This is a genomic window from Nonomuraea sp. NPDC049646 (genome assembly GCF_044465525.1).
GTDB lineage: Bacteria > Actinomycetota > Actinomycetes > Streptosporangiales > Streptosporangiaceae > Nonomuraea.
Genome location: NZ_JBITLU010000002.1, coordinates 806,690 through 828,807, shown reverse-complemented (window position 1 = coordinate 828,807; position 22,118 = coordinate 806,690). Strand labels below are relative to the sequence as shown.

Genomic DNA, 22,118 nt, shown 5'->3' with positions numbered 1-22,118 from the left:
TTTGTCCATCGGGGCAGGACGCACGGCGCTTCGAGGAGGGGTGCGTATGCGATGTCCACGACGCCTGGTGTGGTGGGCCGCCGTCGCTCTGGTGGTCTCCGCCTGCGGGACGGGCCAGGACGGCGGCGCCGCCAAGACGGCCTGCGGCACGGGGAGGCCCGCCACCGGGACCCCGATCACCGTCGGCGCGATCGTCACCGCGAGCGGCGGCATCGACTTCAGCTCGGCCACCAAGGCGGCCAGGGCGTACTTCGACTGCGTCAACGCCGGCGGCGGCATCGGCGGCCGTCCGGTCGAGTACCTGGTCGAGGACGACGGCCTCAACCCGCAGAAGGCCTCGGCCCTGGCCACCAAGCTGGCCGGCGACCGGGACCTGGTCGCCCTGGTCGGCGGCTCCAGCTTCGTCGCCTGCGGCGTCTCCGGCCCGATCTGGGAGCAGAACGGGCTGTTCGACGTGCTCGCGGTCGGCGTGCCGCGCGCGTGCTTCGAGTCGCCGCGCATCGCCCCGGTCAACGCCGGCCCCAGGATCAGCGCCGTGGCCGCCGCCCAGTACGCCGTCGAGGTCAAGGGCGCCAGAAGGGTCGCCCAGATCAGCAACCGGGTGCCCGGCGTCGGCGACTGGACCCAGGACGGCGTGCGCGCCTACCTGCGGACCAAGGGCCTGACCTCGGCCGGCGACGTGCTGCACGACCCCGGCGTCAAGGACGCCACCGCCGTGCTCCTGGAGGCCATGCGGGGCCGCCCGGACGCGATCATCCTCCAGGACCCCGCCCCCGACGACGCCGCCATCCTCAAGGCCGCCCAGGCCCAGGGCCTCAAGGACAAGGTCACCTTCGTCTGCCTGACGCCCTGCTACGACACCGCCTTCCCCGGCCAGGTCGGCGGCTACTGGGAGGGCTTCGTGTCCAACTCCGAGTTCACCATGCTCGACGCCGGCACCCCCGACAACAAGCTGTGGCGCCGCGTCATGGACGAGTACGCCGACGACAAGGCCCCCCGCGACTCCTTCTCCCAGGGCGGCTTCCTGGCCGCCAAGATCTTCGTCGACACCCTGACCAGAACCGGCGGGACGATCGACCGCGCCTCGGTGAGCCGGGCCCTGTCGCAGGTCAAGGGCTTCCGCAGCGACCTGCTCTGCGCCCCCTGGTACTTCGGCCGCGCCGCCCGCCACAACGCCAACCACGACACCCGCTACGTCACGATGAAGGGCGGCGGCTGGACGAAGATCAAGGACTGCACGCCGGCCCAGGACCCCGACCTCGCGCCGCTGCTGCGGGAGGAGAAGCAGTTGGGGCTGACCGGCTGATGCTGCCGTTCGTCATCAGCGGGCTCGCCCTCGGGGCCGTCTACGCGCTGTCGGGCGTGGGCATCGTCGTGCTCTACCGCGCCACGGGCGTGCTCAACCTGGCCTACGGCGCGCTCGGCGCGACCGGCGCGCTGCTGTCCTGGCAGCTCCTGCAGGACGGCTGGCCGGTCGCGCTCGCCCTGGCGGCCGCGCCGCTGCTGCCGGCGCTGCTGTCCGGCCTGTACGGCGGCCTGGTCGGCCCGCTCGTCGCCGCCCGCGACCCGCTGGTCAAGGCGGTGTGCACGCTCGGCCTCGCGCTCGTGCTGCTCGGCCTGTGCTACTGGACGTGGAGCGACGACCCGCGCACGCTCACCCTGCCGACCGACACGGCCGGGTTCGACGTGGGCGGCGCGCGGGTCACCCTCACCCAGGCGCTCGCGCTGGCGCTGGCCGTGGCGCTGACCGCCGGGACCGCCGTGCTGCTGCGCCGCACCGGCTTCGGCACCGCCATGCGCGCGCTGGCCGACGACCGCGAGATCAGCGCGCTGCTCGGCGTGCCCATCCGGCGGGTCGAGACCGTCACCTGGGCCGCGGGCGGCGCGGTGGCCGGGCTGACCGGGCTGGTGCTCGGCTCGCTGACCCGGCTGGAGGCGGGCACCCTGACCTTCCTGGTGATCGCCTCGCTGGCGGCGGGCGTGGTCGGCCGCTTCAGGTCGCTGCCGGTCACGCTGGCGGCCGGGCTGGCGATCGGGCTGGCCGAGGCGCTGGGCGGGGCGTGGGAGCAGACCGCGCCGTACCGGTCGGTGGCGCCGTTCGCAGTGGCCGTCGCGGCGATCCTGTGGCTGCAGCGCACCGGTGCGCGGGCCAGGCGCGGCGGCACGGTCGAGGTGCGTCCCGCCGAGCCCGCGCTGACCGCGCGGACCCGGCCGCTGCCGCCCGGCGACGCCCGCTCGGTGCTGCGCCTGGTGCTCGGGCTGGCCGCCGGGGCGGCGGCGCTGGCGGTGCTGGTGCCCCTGGCCGTGGACGGCTACTGGGTGCGGGTGCTCACCTCCGCGGTCATCTTCGTCATCCCCGCCGCGGGCATCGCCCTGTTGTACGCCCGGCTCGGGCTGGTCTCGCTCGGCCAGGTGGCGCTGCTCGGCGTCGGCGGCTGGGTGGCGCTGCGGCTGGCGTTCGCCACCGGATGGCCGTTCCCGCTGGTCGTGGCGGCGGCCGGGGCGATCACCTGCCTGGTCGGCATCGTGTACGGGCTGCCCGCGCTGCGCCTGTCCGGCGTGGACCTGGCCCTGGTGACGCTCATGGCCGGCGGGGCGTTCCAGGTGGCGTTCTCGGCGACCGGGTTCCCCGACGGCGGGCCCGGGCTCCTCGGCCGGGTGGCGGGCAGCGGGACGCAGCAGGCCATGCCGCGGCCCTCGATGGCCGCCTCCGACGCCGGGTTCTTCCGGTTCGCCGTCCTGTGCGCGGTGCTCGCGCTCGTCCTCGTCGTGCTGCACCAGCGCGGGCGGCCGGGCCGGGCGTGGGCGGCGATCAGGAGCGGCGAGGCCGGCGCGCTGGCCGTCGGCGTGGCCCTGACCAGGTACAAGGTGTGGGCGTTCGCGCTGGCGGCGTTCGTCACCGGGACCGCGGGGGCGCTGCTGGCCGCCAACACCGGGCGGCTGGACCCGATCTCGTTCCGGGCCTCGGACTCGGTGCTGCTGTTCGCCGTCGTCCTGGTCGGCGGCGCGTACGGGCTGACCGGCGTGGTGCTGTCCGGCGTGGTCGGCCAGGTCGTGCCCGCCGCCCTGGACGCCGCCGGGCTCGACGGCAACCTCATGCTCGTCGTCTTCGGCGCGGGCACCGTGCACGCGCTGATCACCGCGCCGCGCGGCATCGGCGGGCAGCTAGAGGACCTGCGGCGGCCCGCATGAGGCTGGAGATCGAGGACCTGCGGGTGCGCTTCGGCGGCGTGCGCCCGCTGGACGGCGTCACCCTGACCTTCGACTCCGGCCTGTGCGGGCTCATCGGGCCCAACGGCGCGGGCAAGACCACCCTGTTCGACGTGCTGTCCGGCTTCGTCCGGCCGGTCTGCGGGCGGGTCACGGCCGGCGGCGCCGACCTGCTGGCGCTCGCGCCGCACCGGCGGGCCAGGTGGGGGCTGCGCCGCACGTTCCAGCAGGAGCAGGTGGTCGCCGAGCTGAGCGCGGCCGGCAACCTGCGCCTGGCCGCCGACCACCTGGGCGGCCCGGACGAGGGCCTGCTCGCCTTCTGCGGCCTGAGCGACCCCGGACGCCCGGCGGCCGAGCTGACGCTGCCCGAACGGCGGCGGCTCGAACTGGCCCGCGCCCTGGTCGGCACGCCCAGGATCGTGCTGCTCGACGAGCCGGCCGCCGGGCTGTCGGAGGCGGAGTCGCGCTCGCTGGCCGAGGTGGTCACGGCCGTGCCGGAGCGGTTCGGGGCGCTCGTGCTGCTCATCGAGCACGACGTGGCCCTGGTCGGCGAGATCTGCGCCACCACGGCCGTGCTGGACTTCGGCCGGCTGGTCGCCGCCGGCCCGACCGCGGCGGTGCTGGCCGACGAGCGGGTGCGCGCCGCCTACCTGGGGGAGGCGCCGTGAGCCTGGAAGTGCGCGACCTGCGCGTGCGCAGGGGCGGGCGCGAGGTGCTGCACGACGTGACGCTCGACGTGCCGCCCGGCGAGATCACCGCGCTGCTCGGCGCGAACGGCGCGGGCAAGAGCACGCTCGTGCTCGCCGTGGCCGGGCTGCTGCCGGTCGAGGCGGGCGCCGTCAGCGCCGACGGCGACGGGCTGACCGGGCTGCGCCCCGAACGGGTCCGGGCGCTGGGCGTGGCCGCCGTGCCCGAGGGCCACCGGGTGCTGCGCTCGCTGAGCGTGGCCGACAACCTGCGCGTGGCCGGGCCCGACCCCGGACCGGCCCTGGCCGCCTTCCCCGAGCTGGCCGGGCTGCTCGACCGGCGGGCCGGCACGCTGTCCGGCGGCCAGCAGCAGATGCTCGCCCTGGCCCAGGCCGTCACCGGCGGGCCGCGCTACCTGCTGGTGGACGAGCTGTCCTTCGGCCTGGCCCCCGCCGTGGTGTCCAGGCTCGTCCCCGCCCTGGCCGCGCTGGCCGAGGCCGGCGCCGGGGTGCTGCTCATCGAGCAGTACACCCGGCTCGCCCTGGAGCTGGCCGCCCGCGTGCACGTGCTGGACCGGGGCCGGGTCGTCCTGCGCGGCACGCCGGACGAGCTGCGCGGCCGGCTGCGGTCGGCCTATCTGGGAGCGGGCGATGGAGACCTTTGACGTCGTCGTGGTCGGCGCGGGCTCGGCGGGCGCCGCGGTGGCCCGCCGGCTGGCCGACGACGAGACGCTGCGCGTGCTGCTGCTGGAGGCTGGCGGCCCCGACGTCAACCCCGACATCCACGACCCCGGCGGGGTGTTCCGGCTGTGGGGCGGCCCCGAGGACTACGACTACCGGGTGGCGCCGCAGCGGCGGCTGGGCGGGCGGCGTCCGCACTGGCCGCGCGGGAAGGTGCTGGGCGGCTCGTCCTCGCTCAACGGCATGATCTTCGTCAGGGGCGCGCCGGCCGACTACGACGCCTGGGGGCCCGGCTGGTCGTACCCCGAGGTGCTGCCGTACTTCAAGCGGCTGGAGGACTTCGACCGCGGGCCGGGCGACCACCACGGCGTCGGCGGCCCGGTACGGGTGATCGCCGACTACGCGCCGCACCAGGTCAACGCGGCGATCGTGGCCGCCGCCGTGGAGCAGGGCCTGCCGTTCAACCCCGACTGCAACGGCGAGCGTCCCGACGGCGCCGGGTTCTGCCAGCTCACGATCCGGCACGGCCGCAGGCACAGCACGGCCGACGCCTACCTGCGCCCGCGCTGCGACCGGCCGGTCCTGGAGATCCGCACCGGGGCCCGCGCCCGCCGGCTGCTGCTGCGCGGGCGGCGGTGCGTGGGCGTGGAGTACCGCCAGGACGGCCGCCTGCACCAGGTGGGGGCCGCGGCCCAGGTCGTGGTCAGCGCCGGGACCGTCGAGTCGCCGCGCCTGCTCCTGCTGAGCGGCCTCGGCGACGCGGCCGGGCTGCGCCGGCACGGCATCAAGGCGGTGGAGGACCTGCCCGGCGTCGGACGCAACCTGCACGACCACGCGCTCGTCCCGGTGATCGTGGCCGCCCGCCGGCCCGTGCCGCCCGCGATGCCCGGCCTGCAGCCGATGCACAGCCAGCTCTTCTGGCGCAGCCGTCCCGGCCTGCCCGGCCCCGACGTGCAGCCGCTGTTCTTCCACATCCCCCTGTACGACGAGGGCATGACCGGCCCGCCGGACGCCTTCACGCTCATGGCCGGGATCGTCCGGCCGGAGAGCAGGGGCCACCTGGCGCTGACCTCGGCCGACCCCGACGCGCCGCTGCACCTCGACCCCGCCTACCTGGCGGCGGCCGCCGACCGCGCGTGCATGCGCGCGGCCGTCGAGCTGTGCCGGGAGCCGGCCCACGCCGCCGCCCTGCGGGAATGGGCGGGCCCGGAGCTCCACCCCGGTGACCGTGAACTGTCCGAGCACATAGAGAGGACCTTGGTGACCTACCACCATCAGGTCGGGAGCTGCGCCATGGGAACCGTCGTGGACCAGCGGCTCAGGGTCCACGGCATCGACGGGCTGCGCGTCGCCGACGCCTCGGTGATGCCCGCCGTCACGTCAGGGAACACGAACGCGCCCGCCATCATGATCGGCGAGCGGTGCGCGGACATGGTGCGAGAGGAGATCGGCTCATGACCGGCCTGTACATCGGCGGCGCCTGGGGTCCGGCCGCGGACGGCGCGACGTTCGCCACGCTGGACCCGGCCGAGGCCACCGTGATCACCGAGTGCGCCGAGGCGGGCCCCGCCGACGTGGACCGCGCGGTGGCGGCGGCCAGGGCCGCGCTGGACGACCCGGCCTGGGCCGAGATGCCCGCCGCCGCCCGCGCGAGGCTGCTGTGGAAGGTGGCCGACCTGGTGGAGGAGCACGCCGACGAGCTGGCCGAGCTGGAGACCAGGGACAACGGCCAGCCGCTGGCGGTGGCGCGGAACGTGACCGTGCCCGGCACTGCCGAACATTTCCGATATTTCGCGGGATGGTGTACGAAAATCCAGGGCTCGGTGTTGCCCGTCTCGTACCCCGACACCCTGCACTACACCCGGCGCGAGCCGGTCGGCGTGTGCGCGCTCATCACCCCGTGGAACTTCCCGCTGATGATCGCCGCCTGGAAGCTCGCCCCCGCTCTGGCCTGCGGCAACACGGTGATCGTCAAGCCCGCCGAGCAGACCCCGCTGACCACGGTCCGGCTGGTGGAGCTGATGGCGCTGGCCGGCTTCCCGCCCGGCGTGGTCAACCTGCTGACCGGCGGCCCGGAGACCGGCGCGGCGCTGGCCGGTCACGCGGGCGTGGACAAGATCTCTTTCACCGGCTCGACGTCGGTCGGCCGCTCGCTCGTGCACGCCGCCGCGGACAACCTCAAGCGCCTGACGCTGGAGCTCGGCGGCAAGACCCCGAGCATCATCGCGGCCGACGCCGACATCGACGCCGCGGTGGCGGGCAACGTCCAGGGCGCGCTGTTCAACAGCGGCCAGGTCTGCGCCGCGTACTCGCGCTTCTACGTCGACCGCAGGCGCGTCGACGAGTTCGCCTCGAAGATGGCCGCCGCGGCCGACGCGCTCAAGGTCGGACCCGGCCTCGACCCGGCCACCGACCTCGGCCCGCTGATCAGCGAGGACCACCTGATGGCCGTGGACGCCCACGTCCGCAGCGCGCTGTACGATGGCGCGCAACTCGTCACCGGCGGCAGGCGCGCCGAGGGCCCCGGCTTCTTCTACCGCCCCACCGTGTTCGCCGAGGTGACCGACGCCATGGCCGTGGCCCGCGAGGAGGTGTTCGGGCCCGTCATCCCGGTGCTGGCCTACGACGACCCCGACGAGATCGCCGGCCGCGCCAACGGACTGGAGTACGGCCTGGCCGCCTCCATCTGGACCGACGACCTGTCGACCGCCCACCGCCTGGCCGCCCGGATCCGGGCGGGAGCCGTGTTCATCAACATGATCCATGTGCCCGACGCCGCCACCACGTGGGGCGGCTACAAGGCCAGCGGGTGGGGGAGGGAGATGGGCCCGTACGCCATCGACGCCTACACCGAGGTCAAGGGCGTCTGGACGCACCTGGGGAGGGTGTGATGGGAGAGCTCGTCCTGGCAGCCAAGATCACGCATGTGCCGTCGATCTGGCTGTCGATCCAGCCGGGCCGGCACTTCGGCATCCGCCGGCCCGCCGAGCTGGCTCTCACCGAGGTCGGCAGGCGGGCGCGGGAGCTGGGGGCGGACACGTACCTGATCGCCGACACCCACTGGATGAACAGCATCGGCTTCCACCTCAACGGCAAGGAGCGCCACCGCGACTCCTACGCCAGCCACGAGCTGCCGCACTTCATCCACGACCTGGACTACGACTACCCGGGCGACCCCGAGCTGGCCGAGCTCATCCGCGCCGAGATCACCGCCGGCGGGCAGAAGGCGCTCGTGCACACCTACCGCGACCTGGGCCTGGAGTACGCGACGCTGGTCCCGATGCACTTCATGAACGAGGACTCCGCCGTGCGGGTGTTGCCGATCGGCTGCAACGTCTACTCCTCGATCGACGAGAACCGGCGCATCGGCGAGGCCCTGCTGCGCGGCATCCGGCAGAGCGACCGCCGGGTCGCCTTCCTGGCCAGCGGCTCGCTCTCGCACGCCTTCCCCTCCAACGAGACCGCCGAGTCGCTGCTCAACGAGGTCAGCAGCCCGCTCAACCGGAAGATCGACATGGCCGTGCTGGACATGTGGGCCGAAGGGCGCATCGGCGAGTTCCTGGACATGTTGCCCGACTACAACGTGCGCTGCGCGGGCGAGGGGGCGATGGCGGACACGGCGATGTTGTTCGGGCTGCTGGGGTGGCGGTCGTACAAGGGGCGGGGGGAGCAGTTGTGCCCGTACTTCGGCTCGACGGGAACCGGGCAGGTGGTCGTGGACTTCCCCGTGCCCGCGTACGATAAGATCTGAAATCATATGTGAAATAGGACAGACGGAGGTTCTGGATGGCGGGGGTCCAGGCGTCGCGCGGGCTCGTGGTCGGGCAAGATGAGGGGATGACAGTGGGTGCGGGCTTCCGCGACGCCATCATGAAGGTCCTGCAGGGGTGATGGTGAGCAGCACGAGAAAACCGGCCCAGGCCAAGCGGCCCAAGGGCTCCAAGGCCGAGATCAGCTACGACCTGCTGCGGGCCCGCATCCTCGACGGCACGTACGGCCCCGGCTACCGGCTGGTCATGGACCAGCTCGCCCGGGAGACCGGCGTCAGCACGATCCCGCTGCGCGAGGCCGTGCGCAGGCTGCAGTCCGACGGGCTGGTCGAGGTCGTGCGCAACATCGGCGCCCGGGTCGCCGTCTTCGACTCGGTGCAGGTCGAGCACACCCTCAACGTGCTGGCCCGGCTGGAGGGCTACGCCACGGCCATCTGCGCGCCGCACATGGACGCGGCCAAGATCCAGGAGTCGCGGGAGATCAACGAGCGGATGAAGGAGGCGCTGGAGGAGTTCGACCCCACCTCCTTCACCGCGCTCAACCGCGAGTTCCACTTCTCGCTCTACCGCCACTGCCCCGACGAGCACCTCAACGCCCTGCTGGAGTCGGAGTGGGCGCGGCTCGACCACATGCGCCGCTCCAGCTTCACGTACGTGCCGGGGCGGGCGCGCAGGTCGGTGGAGGAGCACGACCACCTGCTGAGCCTGATCGAGGGGGCCGCCGAGGCCGAGGTGATCGAGCAGGCGGCCCGCAACCACAAGATCGCCACCGCCGACGCCCTGCACACCGCCCAGGTCTCCCGCCGGCACTGACCTCCCGCCCGCGCCCGGCGCCCTGCGGCAGGGCTCAGGGCGGGGCGCTGGAGGTCAGGGCTCCAGGGTGAAGAGGGTCCATTCCTCGCCGTGGGCCAGCCCGGCCAGCTCGCGGCCGCACTCCCGCAGCGCCTGCGGGCCCGAGGTGATGTGCTGGGCGCCGGCGTGCGCGTCCCGGAACAGGCGCTGGAGCAGGCCGTCGCGCAGCGCCGTCGTGCCGCCCGAGGCGTAGGCGAACCCGGCCGCCTCGACGAGCGTCGAGGTGGCGTGGTTGAGCGCGAGCCGCACCATCGTCTCCTGGCGGGTGGACAGCGTGCCGCCCGCCTCCAGGGTGCGTTCGGCGTCCTCCCACGTCTCGCGGACCAGGGCGCGCGCCGCCCGCAGGGCCGCCTCGGCGCGGGCGAAGCCGGTGTGGAAGGCGTCGCTGACGGCGAGCTGACCCGGACGTCCGGCGCGGGCCGCGACGTGCCGGCCCAGCTCGTCCAGCAGGCGGCGGCCGAGGCCGAGCGCCCAGCCGGAGTGGGCGATCAGCGCCTGGTCCAGCAGGCCCAGCCGGTAGATCGCGCCGCCGCGCAGCGGCTCCCGCTGGGCGAAGGGGTGCGTGCGCGACTCCGGCACGAACGCGCCGTCGATGGCGTAGTCGACGCTGCCGGTGGCGCGCAGACCCAGGACGTCCCAGTTGCCGAGCAGCTCGGCGTCGTCGACCGGGGTGATGAAGATGCGCTCCTCGCCGGTGCCCGCCACGACGCCCAGGCTGTGCACGTACCGGGCGTGCGGCATGGCCGAGGCGAAGCTCCAGCGGCCGGTCAGCCGGAAGCCGCCGCCCTCGCGCACGGCGGTGCCCGGCCGGGTGCCCTGGCCCGCGAACAGCGGCGTGCGGAGGCCGCCGAAGATGTGCTCGACGGCGTCGTCGCCCAGGTAGGCGCCCGCCGTGCCGTTCTCCAGGGTGGTGGCCATGACCACCCAGCCGGTCGAGGCGTCGGCGTAGGTCAGCTCCTCGAACAGGGCCAGCAGCTCCGACGGCGACAGCTCCGCGCCGCCCAGCGGGGCGGGCAGCCAGATGCCGAACAGCCCGGCCTCGTGCAGGGCGGCCACGACGGGCTCGGTCAGCCTGCCCAGCGCCTCGGCCTCGGCCGCCTCGCTCTCGATCAGCGTGCGCAGGTCGCGGGCGCGGTGCAGGTGGGTCGGGCCGGCTGAGTGCAGTCGCGGCTTGTCGCTCATGTCCCGGTGCTCCTGTCCGTGATCGTCGGCGGTCCTTCCTCCGTCAGATCACGTCCCCGGCCGGTTGTCCACCCTCCGCCGGAGATCCCGGCCCGCACCCGGAAAAGACGCTGGCTTTGCATGAACATGCGTTGCAATGCATAATCTTCTTCTATGTCCAAGGTTCTCACCTCCCTGCCCACCGGCGAGCGGGTCGGCATCGCCTTCTCCGGCGGTCTCGACACCTCGGTGGCCGTCGCGTGGATGCGCGACAAGGGCGCCGTCCCGTGCACCTACACCGCCGACATCGGCCAGTACGACGAGCCCGACATCGCCTCGGTGCCCAGCCGCGCGCTGGCCTACGGGGCCGAGCTCGCGCGCCTGGTCGACTGCCGCGCCGCGCTGGTCGAGGAGGGCCTGGCCGCGCTCACCTGCGGCGCGTTCCACATCCGCTCGGGCGGCCGGGCGTACTTCAACACCACGCCGCTCGGCCGCGCCGTCACCGGGACCCTGCTGGTGCGGGCCATGCTCGAGGACGAGGTGCAGATCTGGGGCGACGGCTCCACGTTCAAGGGCAACGACATCGAGCGGTTCTACCGCTACGGCCTGCTGGCCAACCCCCACCTGCGCATCTACAAGCCCTGGCTCGACGCCGACTTCGTCTCCGAGCTCGGCGGGCGCAAGGAGATGTCGGAGTGGCTGCTCGCCCACGGGCTGCCCTACCGCGACAGCACCGAGAAGGCGTACTCGACCGACGCCAACATCTGGGGTGCCACCCACGAGGCCAAGACCCTCGAACACCTCGACACCGGCATCGAGACCGTCGACCCGATCATGGGCGTGCGCTTCTGGGACCCCGAGGTCGAGATCCTCCCCGAGGACGTCACCATCGGCTTCGACCAGGGCCGCCCGGTCACGATCAACGGCAAGGAGTTCGGCTCCCCGGTCGACCTGGTCATGGAGGCCAACGCGATCGGCGGCCGGCACGGCCTGGGCATGTCCGACCAGATCGAGAACCGCATCATCGAGGCCAAGAGCCGCGGCATCTACGAGGCCCCCGGCATGGCGCTGCTGCACGCCGCCTACGAGCGCCTGGTCAACGCCATCCACAACGAGGACACCCTGGCCACGTACCACAACGAGGGCCGGCGGCTCGGCCGGCTCATGTACGAGGGCCGCTGGCTCGACCCGCAGGCGCTCATGCTGCGCGAGTCGCTGCAGCGCTGGGTCGGCACGGCGGTCACCGGCGAGGTCACCCTGAGGCTGCGCCGCGGCGAGGACTACTCGATCCTCGACACCACCGGCCCGGCCTTCAGCTACCACCCCGACAAGCTGTCGATGGAGCGCACGGAGGACTCCGCGTTCGGCCCCGTCGACCGCATCGGCCAGCTCACCATGCGCAACCTGGACATCGCCGACTCGCGTGCCAAGCTGGAGCAGTACGCCACGCTCGGCATGGTCGGCACCACCCACCCGGCGCTCATCGGCGCCGCCCAGGCGGCCTCGACCGGCCTCATCGGCGCGATGCCGCAGGGCGGCGCGGAGGCCATCGCCTCGCGCGGCGAGGTCGCCGAGGACGACGAGCTGCTCGACCGCGCCGCGATGGAGTTCGGCACCGACTGACCGCGCCCCCTGGGCCGCCCCCGGACCACCCCTGGACCGCCCCGGAGCGGCCCGGAGCGGCCCGGGGCGTGGCGCGCGGACGCCACGGGTACGGACCGGAGATGACGACCGACGAGCGGGACGGCCCGGACGTCACGCCCGCCACCGACTGGCTGCTCGGCCCGGTGTCCCGCGAGGAGTTCCTGCGCGACCACCAGGGCCGGCGGCACCTCCTGCTGCGCAGGCGGTCGCCCGGCCACTACCGCGAGCTGTTCTCGCTGGCCCGCTTCGACGAGCTGCTGTCCGGCTCCGGCCTGCACGCCGGGGCCGTGCGCGTGGTCCGCGACGGCCACGCAGGCGGCGGCGCGGCCGGGCTGGAGGACCTCTACGCCCGCTACCGCGACGGCTCGACCCTGATCATGCCCGCGGTCCACGAACGGTGGCCGCCGCTGCGGCGGCTGTGCCGGCGGCTGGCGGGCGAGTTCAGCGCGGAGTGCCGGGTCAACGCCTACCTCACCCCGCCGCGGGCGCGCGGCTTCGGCGTCCACCGCGACTCCCACGACGTGTTCGTGCTGCAGGTGTCCGGAGCCAAACGCTGGCGGATCCACGACGACGCCCCTCACGAGTTCGACCTGTGCGAAGGCGACCTGCTCTACCTGCCGCGCGGCCTGCCGCACGAGGCCGCCTCGGCGCAGGCCGCGTCCCTGCACCTGAGCATCGGGGTCCACCCCCTGACCTGGGCGGACGTGCTGCTGGCCGGCTGCGAGGCGGCGGTCTCGGCCGACCCGGCCTTCCAGGAGCCGCTGCCCGTCGGCTTCGCCCGCACGAGCGGCGGACGGGCCGCCGCACGGGAGCGCGCCGGGGAGCTGGCCGCCCGCCTGGCAGCCGCCCTCACCCCCGACAGGCTGGCCGACGACGCGGTGGACATGGCGCTGCTCGCCGAGGGCGACCGGCTGGACGGCCATCTGCTCGACCTCGCGGGCCTGGCCCAGCTCGACGCCGGCACCGCCGTCCGGCGCCGCCCCGGCCTGCGCTGGGAGAGCAGGCGGGACGCCGGCACGCTGGTCCTCGCCTTCCACGGCAAGCGGCTCAGCCTCCCGGCCCGGCACGAGGCGGCCGTCCTGCGCATGGCCGACGGCGAGCCCTTCACGGCGGCCGGCCTGCCGGGGACGGACGGCCTCGCCCTGGTACGCCGCCTGGTCCAGGAGGGATTCCTGACCCTGGCGACGTCAGGCTGACCCGGCGGGCCTGCGGAAGACGCAGCGCACGACGTGCCAGTGTTTGGGCTCGTCATGGGCGTCGATGCCGTCGTAGCGGTCCTCGCGCAGGACGACCGGCTCCAGCGGGGGGAACAGCGCGCCGGCCTCGGGGGCGCGCAGGAACGTGCGCCCCGGCCGTCCCGCCCAGGCGTCCTCGGGGCCGAAGAACGTGCAGCACAGCACGCCGCCCGCGGCCAGGCCGCCGGCCATCGCGGCCGCCACGCGGCGGAGGTCGGCCCTGGGCAGGAAGGGCAGGACGTGGATCGCGACCATGAACGAGTAGGCCCCCGCCGCGACCGGCACGTCACGGACGTCGGCGGGCACGACCCGCAGCCGCGGGTGCCGCCATGCCGCCGCCAGCGCGAGGGTGCAGGGATCGGTGTCCACGGCCTCGACCGAGAAGCCCAGCTCCAGCAGGAAGCGGGTGTCGTTGAGCGGGCCAGCGCCTGCACGACGAGCGCGTTGGGCCCCCGCCCCGCCCGCAGAGAGGCGTAGGTCATGCCGCCGCTAGCCGCTCACCTTGAGGATCCGCTGCTCGACCAGCACCTCGGCCAGCGCGACCCGCTCCTCCCCGGTCAGGCCGCCGGGCAGCTCCCGCACGTAGAATGCGCCGGTGCGGGCCGCGAACTCCAGCGCGGGCGCGGCGATCATGTTGGCGGCCACCAGCGGCTCGCCCGACGGGGAGAGCAGCTCGACCTGGTTCCCGTCGCGGCGGGTGGTGAGCAGCCCGGCGCGCTCGTTCACCACGCGGCGGCTCAGCGTGACGGTGCGGTGGTCGTACCAGACGTCGGGGAGCGGGCCGCCGAAGAGCTCCTCGTAGCGGTCGCGGAACTCGGCGAACGTGGCCGGCGGGGTCTCCGGGGTCTCCGGGGCGGGCTCGTCCCGCACGCCGGGGTCGTTGCTCGGGCTGTGGTGGACGTACCGGCCGAAGTAGGTGTGGCAGAACTCGGTGTACAGGCCGGTGAAGAGGATGAACTGATGCCAGGCGTCGTCGACGCGCGTCGAGTGCATCATCCAGATCCGCGACCGGTCGACCTGCGTGAGCACCAGGTACTTCTTCGCCTCGGCGAACAGCTCCCCGGCCTCCTCCTCCGTCGCGGCGACGCGCTCCTTGACGAGCCGTTCGAGGAGGTAGGGGGCCTGGTGGTCGAGCGCGGCGAGCGGGGTGCCGGTGATCATGACGGTTCCCCTACTCCGGCGACGACTTCGCGCGGCAGGACGAGATGCACACGCTGCTGCAGTCCCGGCAGGTCATGCAGGGGCTGTGGCAGTCGGCGCGCTCGGTCTTGACCCGCAGGTGCAGCCGGCCCGTCCGGATCTCCCCGGCGTCCTCGGCGGCCCCCGAGGTCAGCGACGCCTCCGCCGTGCCGGCCTGCCGGCGGACGACCTCGGCGTCCCGGCGTACCCACAACACCTTCGCGCCGAAGAGCAGGATGCTCTCGGGCACGTTCTCGATGTGCAGGACGTCGCTCAGCGGGATGTCGAGCGCCGAGTTCAGATCCTCCAGGCTGGGATACAACGTGACGAATCCATCCTGGTACGGCGGGCCCACGTAGCCCCAGAACGTCATGGCGTCCTGGCGACCCTCCGCGAGCAGCTTGACCAGCAGAGGATGCGCCTCCGGCCCTTGTACGGCATTGCTCATGGCGATACTCCTCGTTCCCGGCGAGCGTGACATCCCGCCCCGGGAGCGGCGGCGCGACGCGCCGCCGCTTTGCCGAACCCGGGGCCCGCGCCGGGCGGGCTCAGCCGAGGTCGGCCTGTGCCGTCCCTGTGGCGTTCGCCTCGGCGAAGACGCCCGCCTGCTCGGAGGCCGGTGACGGCGGCTGCTCCATGAGCGCCTGGATCGCGGACCTGCGCTTCTCCAGGCCCACTTCGTCGATGCTGATCCGCCGCCGGTTCCGGCTCTTGTCTTCGGTCATGCTCGGCAACCGTAGTGAGCCGCACGTCAACGCGGGGCAACGGCACCGTCTTGTTTGGGCGCGGTGGCCCCGGCCGGACGCCGCCGCGACCTGGTCTGTTCCGGTTTTCCGCCATCGAGGTCGGCGGCCGGTCCCCATGGTGGCCCGCCCCCCGGCTGCCTAGCGTTGACCCTCGTGATCAGTCTGCGGGGTTTGACCAAACGGTACGGCGACCGGACGGCGGTGGACGACCTGTCGCTGGAGCTGAGACCCGGCGCGGTGACCGGGTTCCTCGGGCCCAACGGCGCGGGAAAGTCCACCACGATGCGGCTCGTCCTCGGGCTGGACCGGCCCTCGGCGGGCACGGCGCTCGTCGGCGGCGTGCCGTACCACCGGATCAGGAACCCGCTGCGAACGGTCGGCGCGCTGCTCGACGCGCGGGCGCTGCACCCCGGGCGCAGCGGCCGGGCGCACCTGACCGCGCTGGCCCGCAGCAACGGCATCCCCCTGCGGCGGGTGACCGAGGTGCTGGAGAGCGTCGGCATGGCCGGCGCGGCGAACCGCCGGGCCGGGGCGCTCTCGCTCGGCATGAGCCAGCGGCTCGGCATCGCCGCCGCGCTGCTCGGCGACCCGGAGGTGCTGCTGTTCGACGAGCCCGTCAACGGGCTCGACCCCGACGGCGTGCGGTGGGTGCGCCGGCTCATGCGCTCGCTGGCCGCCGAGGGCCGCACGGTGTTCGTCTCCAGCCATCTGATGAGCGAGATGCAGCTCACGGCCGACCACCTGGTGGTGATCGGCAAGGGCCGGCTGATCGCCGACGCGCCCCTGGCCGAGGTCATCGGGCGCAGTTCGCTGACGGCCGTGCTGGCCCGCACCCCGCACGCCGGGGAGCTGGCCGCCCGCCTGCGCGCCGCCGGGATCGCCGCCGAGCGCGTCGCCGAGAACGAGGTCGTCGTCACCGGCGCGCCCGTCGAACGGGTGGGCGACCTGGCCCACGAGGCCGGGATCAGGCTGCACGGCCTGCGCACCCGGGAGGCGTCCCTGGAGCAGGCTTACCAGGAGCTGACGGAGAGCAGCGTGGAGTACGGGACGACGGAGGCGGGCGCATGACGGCGGCGTTGTGGCAGGCGGCACGGGCCGAGTGGGACAAGTTGTGGTCGGTCCGGTCCACGTGGTGGTGCCTGGCCGGCGCGGCGGCGCTCATGGTGCTGACCGCCGTGGCCCTGGCCGCGGCGGCAGCCACCGACGCTGCGCGCGAGCGGGTGCCCGGCGCGCGGGTGACGGCGAGCGAGTCCGTGGTGTCGGCCACGTCGTTCGTGCAGTTCGCGCTCGTGGCTCTGGCCATGCTGGCGATCACGTCGGAGTACTCCTCGGGCGGCATCAGGGTCACGCTGCAGGCCACGCCGGTGCGCGGGCTCGTGCTGGCCGCCAAGGCGCTGGTGGTGGCGCCGGTGATGTTCGCCGCCGGGGTGCTGTCGGGGGCGGTGGCGACGGCGGCCGTCTACGCGGTGCTGCAGGCCGACGCGTTCGGCGGGCTCGTCGCGCTGCCGTTCGGGGAGGCCGTGCGGGACGTGGCGGGCGCGGGCGCGTACTTCGCCCTGGTGGCGGTGACGACGCTGGGCGCCGGGGCCGCGATGCGCAGTGCGGCGGGCACGCTGACCGTGGTGTTCATGCTGCTCCTCGGCCTGCCGCTGGTGCTGCTGATGACCGGGAGCCAGGCGGCGCTGGACGCCTCGCTGCGCATGCCGACGTTCGCGGGGCTGGCGTTCATGGGCAGCGTGGACAACCTGACCGGCGGGCCCGTCCCGTACTCGGCGGGGGAGGGCCTGGCCTGGCTGCTGGGCTGGGCGGCGGCGGCGCTGGCGGCGGGCTACGCCGTGCTGCGCCGCCGCGACGCCTAGACTTCGGGCCCGTGTCGGACAACTTCGGGCCCATGCCGGACAACCGGGAGAACACCGGCAGCCGGGCGGTCAGGGCGCTGGCCGGGGTGCTGGCCGGCATGGCGCTCGGCGCGGTCGAGCTGGCCTTCCTCTGCCTGGCCTGGCCCGCCCTCCTGGTCCCGGCCGCGCGCCCCCTGGCCCGTCGCGGCGCGACGCGGCTCCTGGCGCTCGAACGCGCCCGGCTGACCCGCTGGTTCGGCCACCCCGCCCCCACCCGCGACGGCGGCTACGCCTACCTCGCCGCCCGCGCGGCCCTCGGCGTGCTCGGCGGGTACGGCTGCGCCGTCGCCCTGTTCGTCGGCGGCCTGCTGCTGGGCGGCGGAGCCTGGGACCTGATCACCGGCGGCTCGGACCCCGTCCCCGTCGAGCTGCCGGGCGTCCGGATCGTCACCACCGGCGGCATGCTCGGGCTGACCGGCGGCGTGGCCCTGCTGGCGGTGACCGCCCTGCTCGCCCTGGCCGCCGGCGTGCTCGAACGCCGCCTGGCCGCCCGCTTCCTCGGCCCCGGCGGCCGGGAGCTCATGCGCCGCCGCATCGCCGAGCTGACCGCGACCCGCTCGGGCATCGTCCGGGCCGTGGACGACGAGCGCCGCCGGATCGAACGCGACCTGCACGACGGCGTCCAGCAGCGCGGCGTGGCCCTGGCCATGCTGCTCGGCCGGGCCCGGCACGGCCACGACCACGACCGGACCGCCGAGCTGGTCGACCAGGCCTACGCCGAGTCCCGCCGCCTGCTGGACGAGCTGCGCAGCGTCGCCTGGCGCATCTACCCCACCGCCCTGGACGAGCTGGGGATCGAGGCCGCGCTGGCCGGGGTCGCCGAACGCGCCGCGGTGCCGGTCACCGTCCACTACGGGCTGGCGGCCCGGCCCGCCACGGAGATCGAGACCGCCCTGTACTTCGTGACCAGGGAGGCGATCACCAACGCGGTCAAGCACGCCCGCGCCCGTGACATCCTGGTCGTGGTGGGCGAGGACGAACGGACGGTGAGCGTGGCGATCTCCGACGACGGCGGAGGCGGCGCCGACCCCGCGGGCGGCGGCCTGTCCGGGCTGGCCCGCCGGGTCCTGGCGCTCGACGGCGCGTTCACCGTGGACAGCCCGCCCGGCGGGCCCACGAAGATCGTCGCCACGCTGCCCAAGGAGCCGCCGTGCGGCTGATCCTGGCCGACGACTCCGTGCTGCTGCGCGAGGGCCTGACCCGGCTGCTCGCCGAGGCCGGGCACGAGGTCGTCGCGGCCGTGGGCGACGCGCCCGCGCTGCTGGCCGCCGTCGCCGGTCACCGGCCCGACGTGGCGGTGATCGACGTGCGCATGCCGCCCGGCCACAAGGACGAGGGGCTGCGGGCGGCCCTGGAGATCCGCGCGCGGTGGCCCGAGGTGGGCGTGCTCGTCCTGTCCCAGTACGTCGAGCCCCACTACGCCGCCACCCTGCTGGCCGGGCCCGCCGAAGGGCTCGGCTACCTGCTGAAGGACCGGGTCTCGGAGGTGGCCGACTTCCTCGGCTCGCTCGACCGCGTCCGCGCCGGCGGCACGGCCTTCGACCCCGAGGTGGTGCGGCGGCTGCTGGCCCGCACCAGCCACGCCGACCCGCTGAGCCGGCTCAGCCCGCGCGAGTCCGAGGTGCTGGCGCACCTGGCCCAGGGGCTGGTCAACGCGGCCATCGCCGAGCGCCTGCACGTCTCGGCCTCCACCGTGGAGAAGCACGTCAACGCCATCATGGACAAGCTCGACCTGCCGCGCGACACCGGCTACAGCAGGCGGGTGCTGGCGATCCTGCGCTACCTGGAGGGCTGACCCGGGTCGGCGTTCACACCTCGACCACGCGGGGCAGCGCCGGCGGGTTCGGCCGCGGCCGCCACTCGCGGGGATAGCCGAGCGAGACCTCCATGAACGGCACGCCGTCGTGGTGGGTCAGGCGGGGGATGTGCAGGTGGCCGTACACGACGGCGGCGGCGTCGTAGTCGAGGTGCCAGCGGGCGGTGCGCTCGGTGCCGCACCACTGCGCGAACTCCGGATGGGTGAGCACCCGCGTCGGCTCGCGGACCAGCGGATAGTGGTTGACCAGCACGGTCGGCAGCCCCGGCGGCCGGGCGGCCAGCCGCGCCTCGGTGTACTCGACCCTGGCCGCGCACCAGGCGTCCCTGCCGGGGTGGGGGTCGGGGTGGAGCATGACCTCGTCGGTGCAGACGATCCCCGCGTCGTAGGCCGTGCGCAGGGCCTCCTCCTTGGTCGTCGCGCCCTCCGGACGCCAGGTGTAGTCGTACAGGACGAACAGCGGCGCCACCGTGACCGGGCCGCGCGCCCCCTCCCACACCGGGTACGGGTCCTCGGGCGTGAGCACGCCGAGATCGCGGCAGAGCTCCACCAGGTACCGGTAGCGCTCCTCGCCGCGCAGCCGCACCGGGTCGCGGGCCGGCGTCCACAGCTCGTGGTTGCCGGGCGCCCACACCACCCTGGCGAACCGGTCGGCCAGCAGCCGCAACGCCCAGGCGATGTCCGTCGTCAGCTCGCCGACGTCGCCCGCGACGAGCAGCCAGTCGCCCTCCGACCCGGGGCGCAGCTCCTCGACGAACGCGCGGTTGTCGGGATGGTGCACGTGCAGGTCGCTGACGGCGAGCAGGCGGGGAGCGGTGATCACGTCTCGGATCGTACGCCGCCCGCGCCCCGGCGTGGCGCGCGGTCCGCCGCCAGGTTGACCAGCACGGCGGCGGGTAGGTACGTCACCTGCCCGCACCCGGAGGAGGACCGCCATGACGACCGCGCCGACCTTCGCGCTCTCCGACGGCCGCGCCATGCCGCGCCTGGGCCTCGGCACCTGGCCGATGGACGACCGCCAGGCCCGCCAGGCCGTCGGCCACGCCCTCTCGCTGGGCTACCGGCTGATCGACACCGCCGCCAGCTACGGCAACGAGCGCGGCGTGGGCGCGGCGGTCGCCGAGTCGGGCGTGCCGCGCGCGGAGCTGTTCGTCACCACGAAGCTGCGCGGCGCCCAGCATGGCTACGACCTGGCGCTGCGCGGGTTCGAGGAGAGCCGGTCCCGCCTCGGCCTCGACTACGTCGACCTCTACCTCATCCACTGGCCGCTGCCCGGCCACGGCCTGTTCGTCGACACCTGGAAGGCGTTCGTCCGGCTGCGCGAGGAGGGGCTGGCCCGCTCGATCGGCGTCTCCAACTTCACCCCTGAGCAGATCGAGCGGGTGGTCGACGCCACCGGCGTGTGGCCCGCGGTCAACCAGGTCGAGCTGCACCCCGGCTTCCCGCAGCCCGGCCTGCTCGCCTGGCTCACCGGGCACGGCGTGGCGACCGAGTCGTGGAGCCCGCTCGGAGCCGGCGGCAAGCTGCTCGGCGACCCGGCCGTCACCGAGATCGCCGCCGCGCACGACCGCACCCCCGCGCAGGTCGTGCTCCGCTGGCACGTGCAGCTCGGCGCCGTGCCGATCCCCAAGTCGGCCGACCCCGGGCGGATGCGCCACAACCTGGAGGTCTTCGACTTCGAGCTGTCGGCCGAGGAGATGGCGCGCATCTCGGGCCTGGGCGACGGCGGCAGCCGCCTCGGCGGCGACCCCGACCGCCACGTGGAGCTGTAGCCCTCCGGCGCTGCCCCCGTCAGCGCTCGTAGACGATCCTGCCGTCCACCATGGTCATCGCGACCGGCACCTCGGGCAGGTCGGCCGGGTGGGCGTCCAGCAGGCTGTCGTCCAGCACGCACAGGTCGGCGACCTTGCCCGGCTCCAGCGAGCCCTTCCACGACTCCGCGCCCTCCTGCCAGGCCGGGGTGCTCGTGTAGGCGCGCAGCGCCTGGTCCAGGGCGAGCCGCTGGTCGCGCGCGCCCTCGACGGCCCACCGGGTGGCGGCCGCGGCCACGCCGTGCCGCCAGTCGGGGGTGAGCATGGGGGCGTCGGAGCTGAGGCTGAGCCGTACGCCGGCGGCCAGCGCGTCCCGCACCGGCCAGGCGTGCCCGAGCGCGGCCTGGCCCAGGGCGTCGCGCAGCATGGGGGAGGCGGCGGCGGCGATGCCCGGCTGGGTGGTCAGGCCGATGCCTGCCGCGGCCATCGTCGTGAGGGTGTCCGGATGCAGGACGTCGCCGTGGACGAGGTAGTGGCGCCGCCCCGGGGCCCCGGCCAGGGCGCGGGTGACCGTCCGGGTCGCGCGGCTGCCGGTGGCGTGCACCGCGACCTGGTGCCCGGCCGCGGCGGCGGTCTCGATCATGGTCGTCAGGGCGTTCTCGCGTTCGTCCTCCGAGCCGCCCTCGACCAGCGGGGCGCCGTGCGTGCCGTCCTCGTACGGCTCGTCGCTCCAGGCGGTGCGCATCGGCGGGATGCCGTCGGCGAAGATCTTCACCCCGGCCACCTTGAACCAGCCCGGCACCTCGTCGGGCGGCGTCAGGTCGCGCAGCCCGGCGACCAGGTCGGGCAGTGAGCTGCGCCCGTCCACCTCGGCGAACAGCAGCAACGCGCGCACCCGCGCCTTCAGCTCGCCCCGCGCGGCCATCCCGGCGTACTCGCGCAGGACCTCGACGCCGAAGCGCCCGCCGCCGTCGTGCTCGCAGGGGCCGAGCCCCGGCTCGGTGTAGCTGGTGATGCCCAGGGAGGCCAGCAGGTCGCCCGCGCGCAGGATCGCCGCCCGCCGCTCCTCCTGCTTGCCCAGCCGGGAGTCGGGGACGAGGTCGGCGGCGCCGGTCAGGCGGTCCAGCAGCAGGTCGGGCCAGCGCAGGCCGAGCCAGGCGCCGTGCAGGTGGCTGTCGTTGATGCCGGGCAGCACCGATCTGCCGCGCAGGCGCACGACCCGCGTCCCCGGGCCCACCATGGCCTGGACCTGCAGCGGAGTGCCGACCCTGACGATGCGTCCGTCCTTGATCGCGATGCCGGACGCGAGATGGCCGGCCGCGTTCATCGTGTGGACGACGCCGCCGGTCATGACCAGATCCGCCGACCTGTTGTCAGCCGCAGATTTCATATCCGCTCCGCTCTGGACACTCTCATTTCCATCCGCATAACGTACATGGAATCAGATACGATTTCGTGCCGGGAGGTGACGATGCCTCTACCTTTCGAG

General features: G+C 74.3%; 21 protein-coding genes and 1 pseudogene. 15 read left to right on the top strand and 7 right to left on the bottom strand.

The genetic code is table 11. The features are described 5' to 3' along the window. The first annotated feature begins 46 nt into the window (after positions 1 to 46). The 8 genes from ACIBQ8_RS08665 to ACIBQ8_RS08630 all read left to right on the top strand — a co-directional run bounded on the left by ACIBQ8_RS08665 (position 47) and on the right by ACIBQ8_RS08630 (position 9,160). Positions 47 to 1,306 carry an ABC transporter substrate-binding protein gene (locus tag ACIBQ8_RS08665; protein WP_397191589.1) on the top strand — a complete coding sequence of 420 codons (1,260 nt, stop codon included), beginning with the start codon at positions 47 to 49 and terminating at the stop codon, positions 1,304 to 1,306. Further along, a complete protein-coding gene (locus ACIBQ8_RS08660; RefSeq protein WP_397191588.1) occupies positions 1,306 to 3,192 on the top strand; it encodes a hypothetical protein in 1,887 nt (628 codons plus the stop codon). The genes ACIBQ8_RS08665 and ACIBQ8_RS08660 overlap by 1 nt, the downstream gene beginning before the upstream one ends. Continuing rightward, positions 3,189 to 3,878, top strand: coding sequence for an ABC transporter ATP-binding protein (locus ACIBQ8_RS08655; RefSeq protein WP_397173653.1), 690 nt, complete (start codon positions 3,189 to 3,191; stop codon positions 3,876 to 3,878). The genes ACIBQ8_RS08660 and ACIBQ8_RS08655 overlap by 4 nt, the downstream gene beginning before the upstream one ends. After that, a complete protein-coding gene (locus ACIBQ8_RS08650; protein WP_397191587.1) occupies positions 3,875 to 4,561 on the top strand; it encodes an ABC transporter ATP-binding protein in 687 nt (228 codons plus the stop codon). Before ACIBQ8_RS08655 ends, ACIBQ8_RS08650 begins: the two co-directional genes overlap by 4 nt. After that, positions 4,548 to 6,035, top strand: coding sequence for a GMC family oxidoreductase (locus ACIBQ8_RS08645; RefSeq protein ID WP_397191586.1), 1,488 nt, complete (start codon positions 4,548 to 4,550; stop codon positions 6,033 to 6,035). The genes ACIBQ8_RS08650 and ACIBQ8_RS08645 overlap by 14 nt, the downstream gene beginning before the upstream one ends. After that, on the top strand, positions 6,032 to 7,468 hold the full coding sequence (locus ACIBQ8_RS08640; protein WP_397173658.1) for an aldehyde dehydrogenase family protein: 1,437 nt from the start codon (positions 6,032 to 6,034) through the stop codon (positions 7,466 to 7,468). The genes ACIBQ8_RS08645 and ACIBQ8_RS08640 overlap by 4 nt, the downstream gene beginning before the upstream one ends. Next, positions 7,468 to 8,328: a 3,4-dihydroxyphenylacetate 2,3-dioxygenase gene (hpaD, locus tag ACIBQ8_RS08635; RefSeq protein ID WP_397173659.1), complete on the top strand. Its 861-nt coding sequence runs from the start codon at positions 7,468 to 7,470 to the stop codon at positions 8,326 to 8,328. The genes ACIBQ8_RS08640 and hpaD overlap by 1 nt, the downstream gene beginning before the upstream one ends. Before the next feature lie 142 nt (positions 8,329 to 8,470). Beyond that, entirely contained in the window at positions 8,471 to 9,160 is a 690-nt protein-coding gene (locus tag ACIBQ8_RS08630; RefSeq protein WP_397191585.1) for a GntR family transcriptional regulator, read from the top strand. Positions 9,161 to 9,214: 54 nt separating this feature from the next. On the opposite strand, the gene ACIBQ8_RS08625 is transcribed toward ACIBQ8_RS08630, so the two are convergent. Then, positions 9,215 to 10,381, bottom strand: coding sequence for an acyl-CoA dehydrogenase family protein (locus tag ACIBQ8_RS08625; RefSeq protein WP_397191584.1), 1,167 nt, complete (start codon positions 10,379 to 10,381; stop codon positions 9,215 to 9,217). A gap of 153 nt (positions 10,382 to 10,534) precedes the next feature. On the opposite strand from ACIBQ8_RS08625, the gene argG reads away from it, so the two are divergent. After that, a complete protein-coding gene (argG, locus tag ACIBQ8_RS08620; RefSeq protein ID WP_397173664.1) occupies positions 10,535 to 11,983 on the top strand; it encodes an argininosuccinate synthase in 1,449 nt (482 codons plus the stop codon). A 101-nt stretch (positions 11,984 to 12,084) separates the two neighbouring features. After that, on the top strand, positions 12,085 to 13,200 hold the full coding sequence (locus ACIBQ8_RS08615) for a cupin domain-containing protein (RefSeq protein WP_397173666.1): 1,116 nt from the start codon (positions 12,085 to 12,087) through the stop codon (positions 13,198 to 13,200). Here the strand turns inward: ACIBQ8_RS08615 and ACIBQ8_RS08610 are convergent. From ACIBQ8_RS08610 to ACIBQ8_RS08595, 4 genes and pseudogenes are all read right to left on the bottom strand, one after another. After that, a pseudogene (locus ACIBQ8_RS08610) lies at positions 13,192 to 13,659 on the bottom strand (methyltransferase domain-containing protein); the annotation flags it as partial. The gene ACIBQ8_RS08615 and the pseudogene ACIBQ8_RS08610 overlap by 9 nt on opposite strands. Positions 13,660 to 13,728: 69 nt before the next feature. Then, positions 13,729 to 14,400, bottom strand: coding sequence for a glycine-rich domain-containing protein (locus ACIBQ8_RS08605; RefSeq protein ID WP_397173668.1), 672 nt, complete (start codon positions 14,398 to 14,400; stop codon positions 13,729 to 13,731). A 10-nt stretch (positions 14,401 to 14,410) separates the two neighbouring features. Next, a complete protein-coding gene (locus ACIBQ8_RS08600) occupies positions 14,411 to 14,866 on the bottom strand; it encodes a hypothetical protein (RefSeq protein WP_397191583.1) in 456 nt (151 codons plus the stop codon). 100 nt (positions 14,867 to 14,966) lie between these two features. Further along, positions 14,967 to 15,143, bottom strand: coding sequence for a hypothetical protein (locus ACIBQ8_RS08595; protein WP_397173672.1), 177 nt, complete (start codon positions 15,141 to 15,143; stop codon positions 14,967 to 14,969). Between the two features lie 174 nt (positions 15,144 to 15,317). On the opposite strand from ACIBQ8_RS08595, the gene ACIBQ8_RS08590 reads away from it, so the two are divergent. The 4 genes from ACIBQ8_RS08590 to ACIBQ8_RS08575 are packed head-to-tail and all read left to right on the top strand — an operon-like array spanning position 15,318 to position 18,857. Further along, the gene (locus ACIBQ8_RS08590) at positions 15,318 to 16,232 is read left to right on the top strand and encodes an ATP-binding cassette domain-containing protein (protein WP_397173673.1); all 915 of its coding nucleotides are present in this window, start codon (positions 15,318 to 15,320) and stop codon (positions 16,230 to 16,232) included. Then, positions 16,229 to 17,023, top strand: a complete 795-nt coding sequence (locus tag ACIBQ8_RS08585) for an ABC transporter permease (RefSeq protein ID WP_397191582.1) — start codon at positions 16,229 to 16,231, stop codon at positions 17,021 to 17,023. Before ACIBQ8_RS08590 ends, ACIBQ8_RS08585 begins: the two co-directional genes overlap by 4 nt. Positions 17,024 to 17,034: 11 nt before the next feature. Then, a complete protein-coding gene (locus ACIBQ8_RS08580) occupies positions 17,035 to 18,222 on the top strand; it encodes a sensor histidine kinase (RefSeq protein ID WP_397191581.1) in 1,188 nt (395 codons plus the stop codon). Then, on the top strand, positions 18,213 to 18,857 hold the full coding sequence (locus ACIBQ8_RS08575; RefSeq protein WP_397173678.1) for a LuxR C-terminal-related transcriptional regulator: 645 nt from the start codon (positions 18,213 to 18,215) through the stop codon (positions 18,855 to 18,857). Before ACIBQ8_RS08580 ends, ACIBQ8_RS08575 begins: the two co-directional genes overlap by 10 nt. Before the next feature lie 13 nt (positions 18,858 to 18,870). Here ACIBQ8_RS08575 and ACIBQ8_RS08570 read toward each other — a convergent pair whose 3' ends face one another. Next, positions 18,871 to 19,698: a metallophosphoesterase family protein gene (locus ACIBQ8_RS08570; RefSeq protein ID WP_397191636.1), complete on the bottom strand. Its 828-nt coding sequence runs from the start codon at positions 19,696 to 19,698 to the stop codon at positions 18,871 to 18,873. Positions 19,699 to 19,813: 115 nt separating this feature from the next. Here ACIBQ8_RS08570 and ACIBQ8_RS08565 point away from each other — a divergent pair, with 115 nt between their 5' ends. Then, complete coding sequence (locus tag ACIBQ8_RS08565) at positions 19,814 to 20,650, top strand: aldo/keto reductase (protein WP_397191580.1); 837 nt, start codon at positions 19,814 to 19,816, stop codon at positions 20,648 to 20,650. Between the two features lie 19 nt (positions 20,651 to 20,669). Here the strand turns inward: ACIBQ8_RS08565 and ACIBQ8_RS08560 are convergent, their stop codons facing one another. Continuing rightward, entirely contained in the window at positions 20,670 to 22,019 is a 1,350-nt protein-coding gene (locus ACIBQ8_RS08560) for an amidohydrolase (RefSeq protein WP_397191579.1), read from the bottom strand. Between the last annotated feature and the right edge of the window lie 99 nt (positions 22,020 to 22,118).

What these genes read in the sequence shown, in the direction of transcription:
- ACIBQ8_RS08665 (WP_397191589.1), top strand. Translation starts at nt 47, where the DNA reads ATGCGATGTCCACGACGCCTGGTGTGGTGGGCCGCCGTCGCTCTGGTG.
- ACIBQ8_RS08660 (WP_397191588.1), top strand. Translation starts at nt 1,306, where the DNA reads ATGCTGCCGTTCGTCATCAGCGGGCTCGCCCTCGGGGCCGTCTACGCG.
- ACIBQ8_RS08655 (WP_397173653.1), top strand. Translation starts at nt 3,189, where the DNA reads ATGAGGCTGGAGATCGAGGACCTGCGGGTGCGCTTCGGCGGCGTGCGC.
- ACIBQ8_RS08645 (WP_397191586.1), top strand. Translation starts at nt 4,548, where the DNA reads ATGGAGACCTTTGACGTCGTCGTGGTCGGCGCGGGCTCGGCGGGCGCC.
- ACIBQ8_RS08640 (WP_397173658.1), top strand. Translation starts at nt 6,032, where the DNA reads ATGACCGGCCTGTACATCGGCGGCGCCTGGGGTCCGGCCGCGGACGGC.
- hpaD (WP_397173659.1), top strand. Translation starts at nt 7,468, where the DNA reads ATGGGAGAGCTCGTCCTGGCAGCCAAGATCACGCATGTGCCGTCGATC.
- ACIBQ8_RS08625 (WP_397191584.1), bottom strand. Translation starts at nt 10,381, where the DNA reads ATGAGCGACAAGCCGCGACTGCACTCAGCCGGCCCGACCCACCTGCAC.
- argG (WP_397173664.1), top strand. Translation starts at nt 10,535, where the DNA reads ATGTCCAAGGTTCTCACCTCCCTGCCCACCGGCGAGCGGGTCGGCATC.
- ACIBQ8_RS08615 (WP_397173666.1), top strand. Translation starts at nt 12,085, where the DNA reads ATGACGACCGACGAGCGGGACGGCCCGGACGTCACGCCCGCCACCGAC.
- ACIBQ8_RS08605 (WP_397173668.1), bottom strand. Translation starts at nt 14,400, where the DNA reads ATGATCACCGGCACCCCGCTCGCCGCGCTCGACCACCAGGCCCCCTAC.
- ACIBQ8_RS08600 (WP_397191583.1), bottom strand. Translation starts at nt 14,866, where the DNA reads ATGAGCAATGCCGTACAAGGGCCGGAGGCGCATCCTCTGCTGGTCAAG.
- ACIBQ8_RS08595 (WP_397173672.1), bottom strand. Translation starts at nt 15,143, where the DNA reads ATGACCGAAGACAAGAGCCGGAACCGGCGGCGGATCAGCATCGACGAA.
- ACIBQ8_RS08585 (WP_397191582.1), top strand. Translation starts at nt 16,229, where the DNA reads ATGACGGCGGCGTTGTGGCAGGCGGCACGGGCCGAGTGGGACAAGTTG.
- ACIBQ8_RS08565 (WP_397191580.1), top strand. Translation starts at nt 19,814, where the DNA reads ATGACGACCGCGCCGACCTTCGCGCTCTCCGACGGCCGCGCCATGCCG.
- ACIBQ8_RS08560 (WP_397191579.1), bottom strand. Translation starts at nt 22,019, where the DNA reads ATGAAATCTGCGGCTGACAACAGGTCGGCGGATCTGGTCATGACCGGC.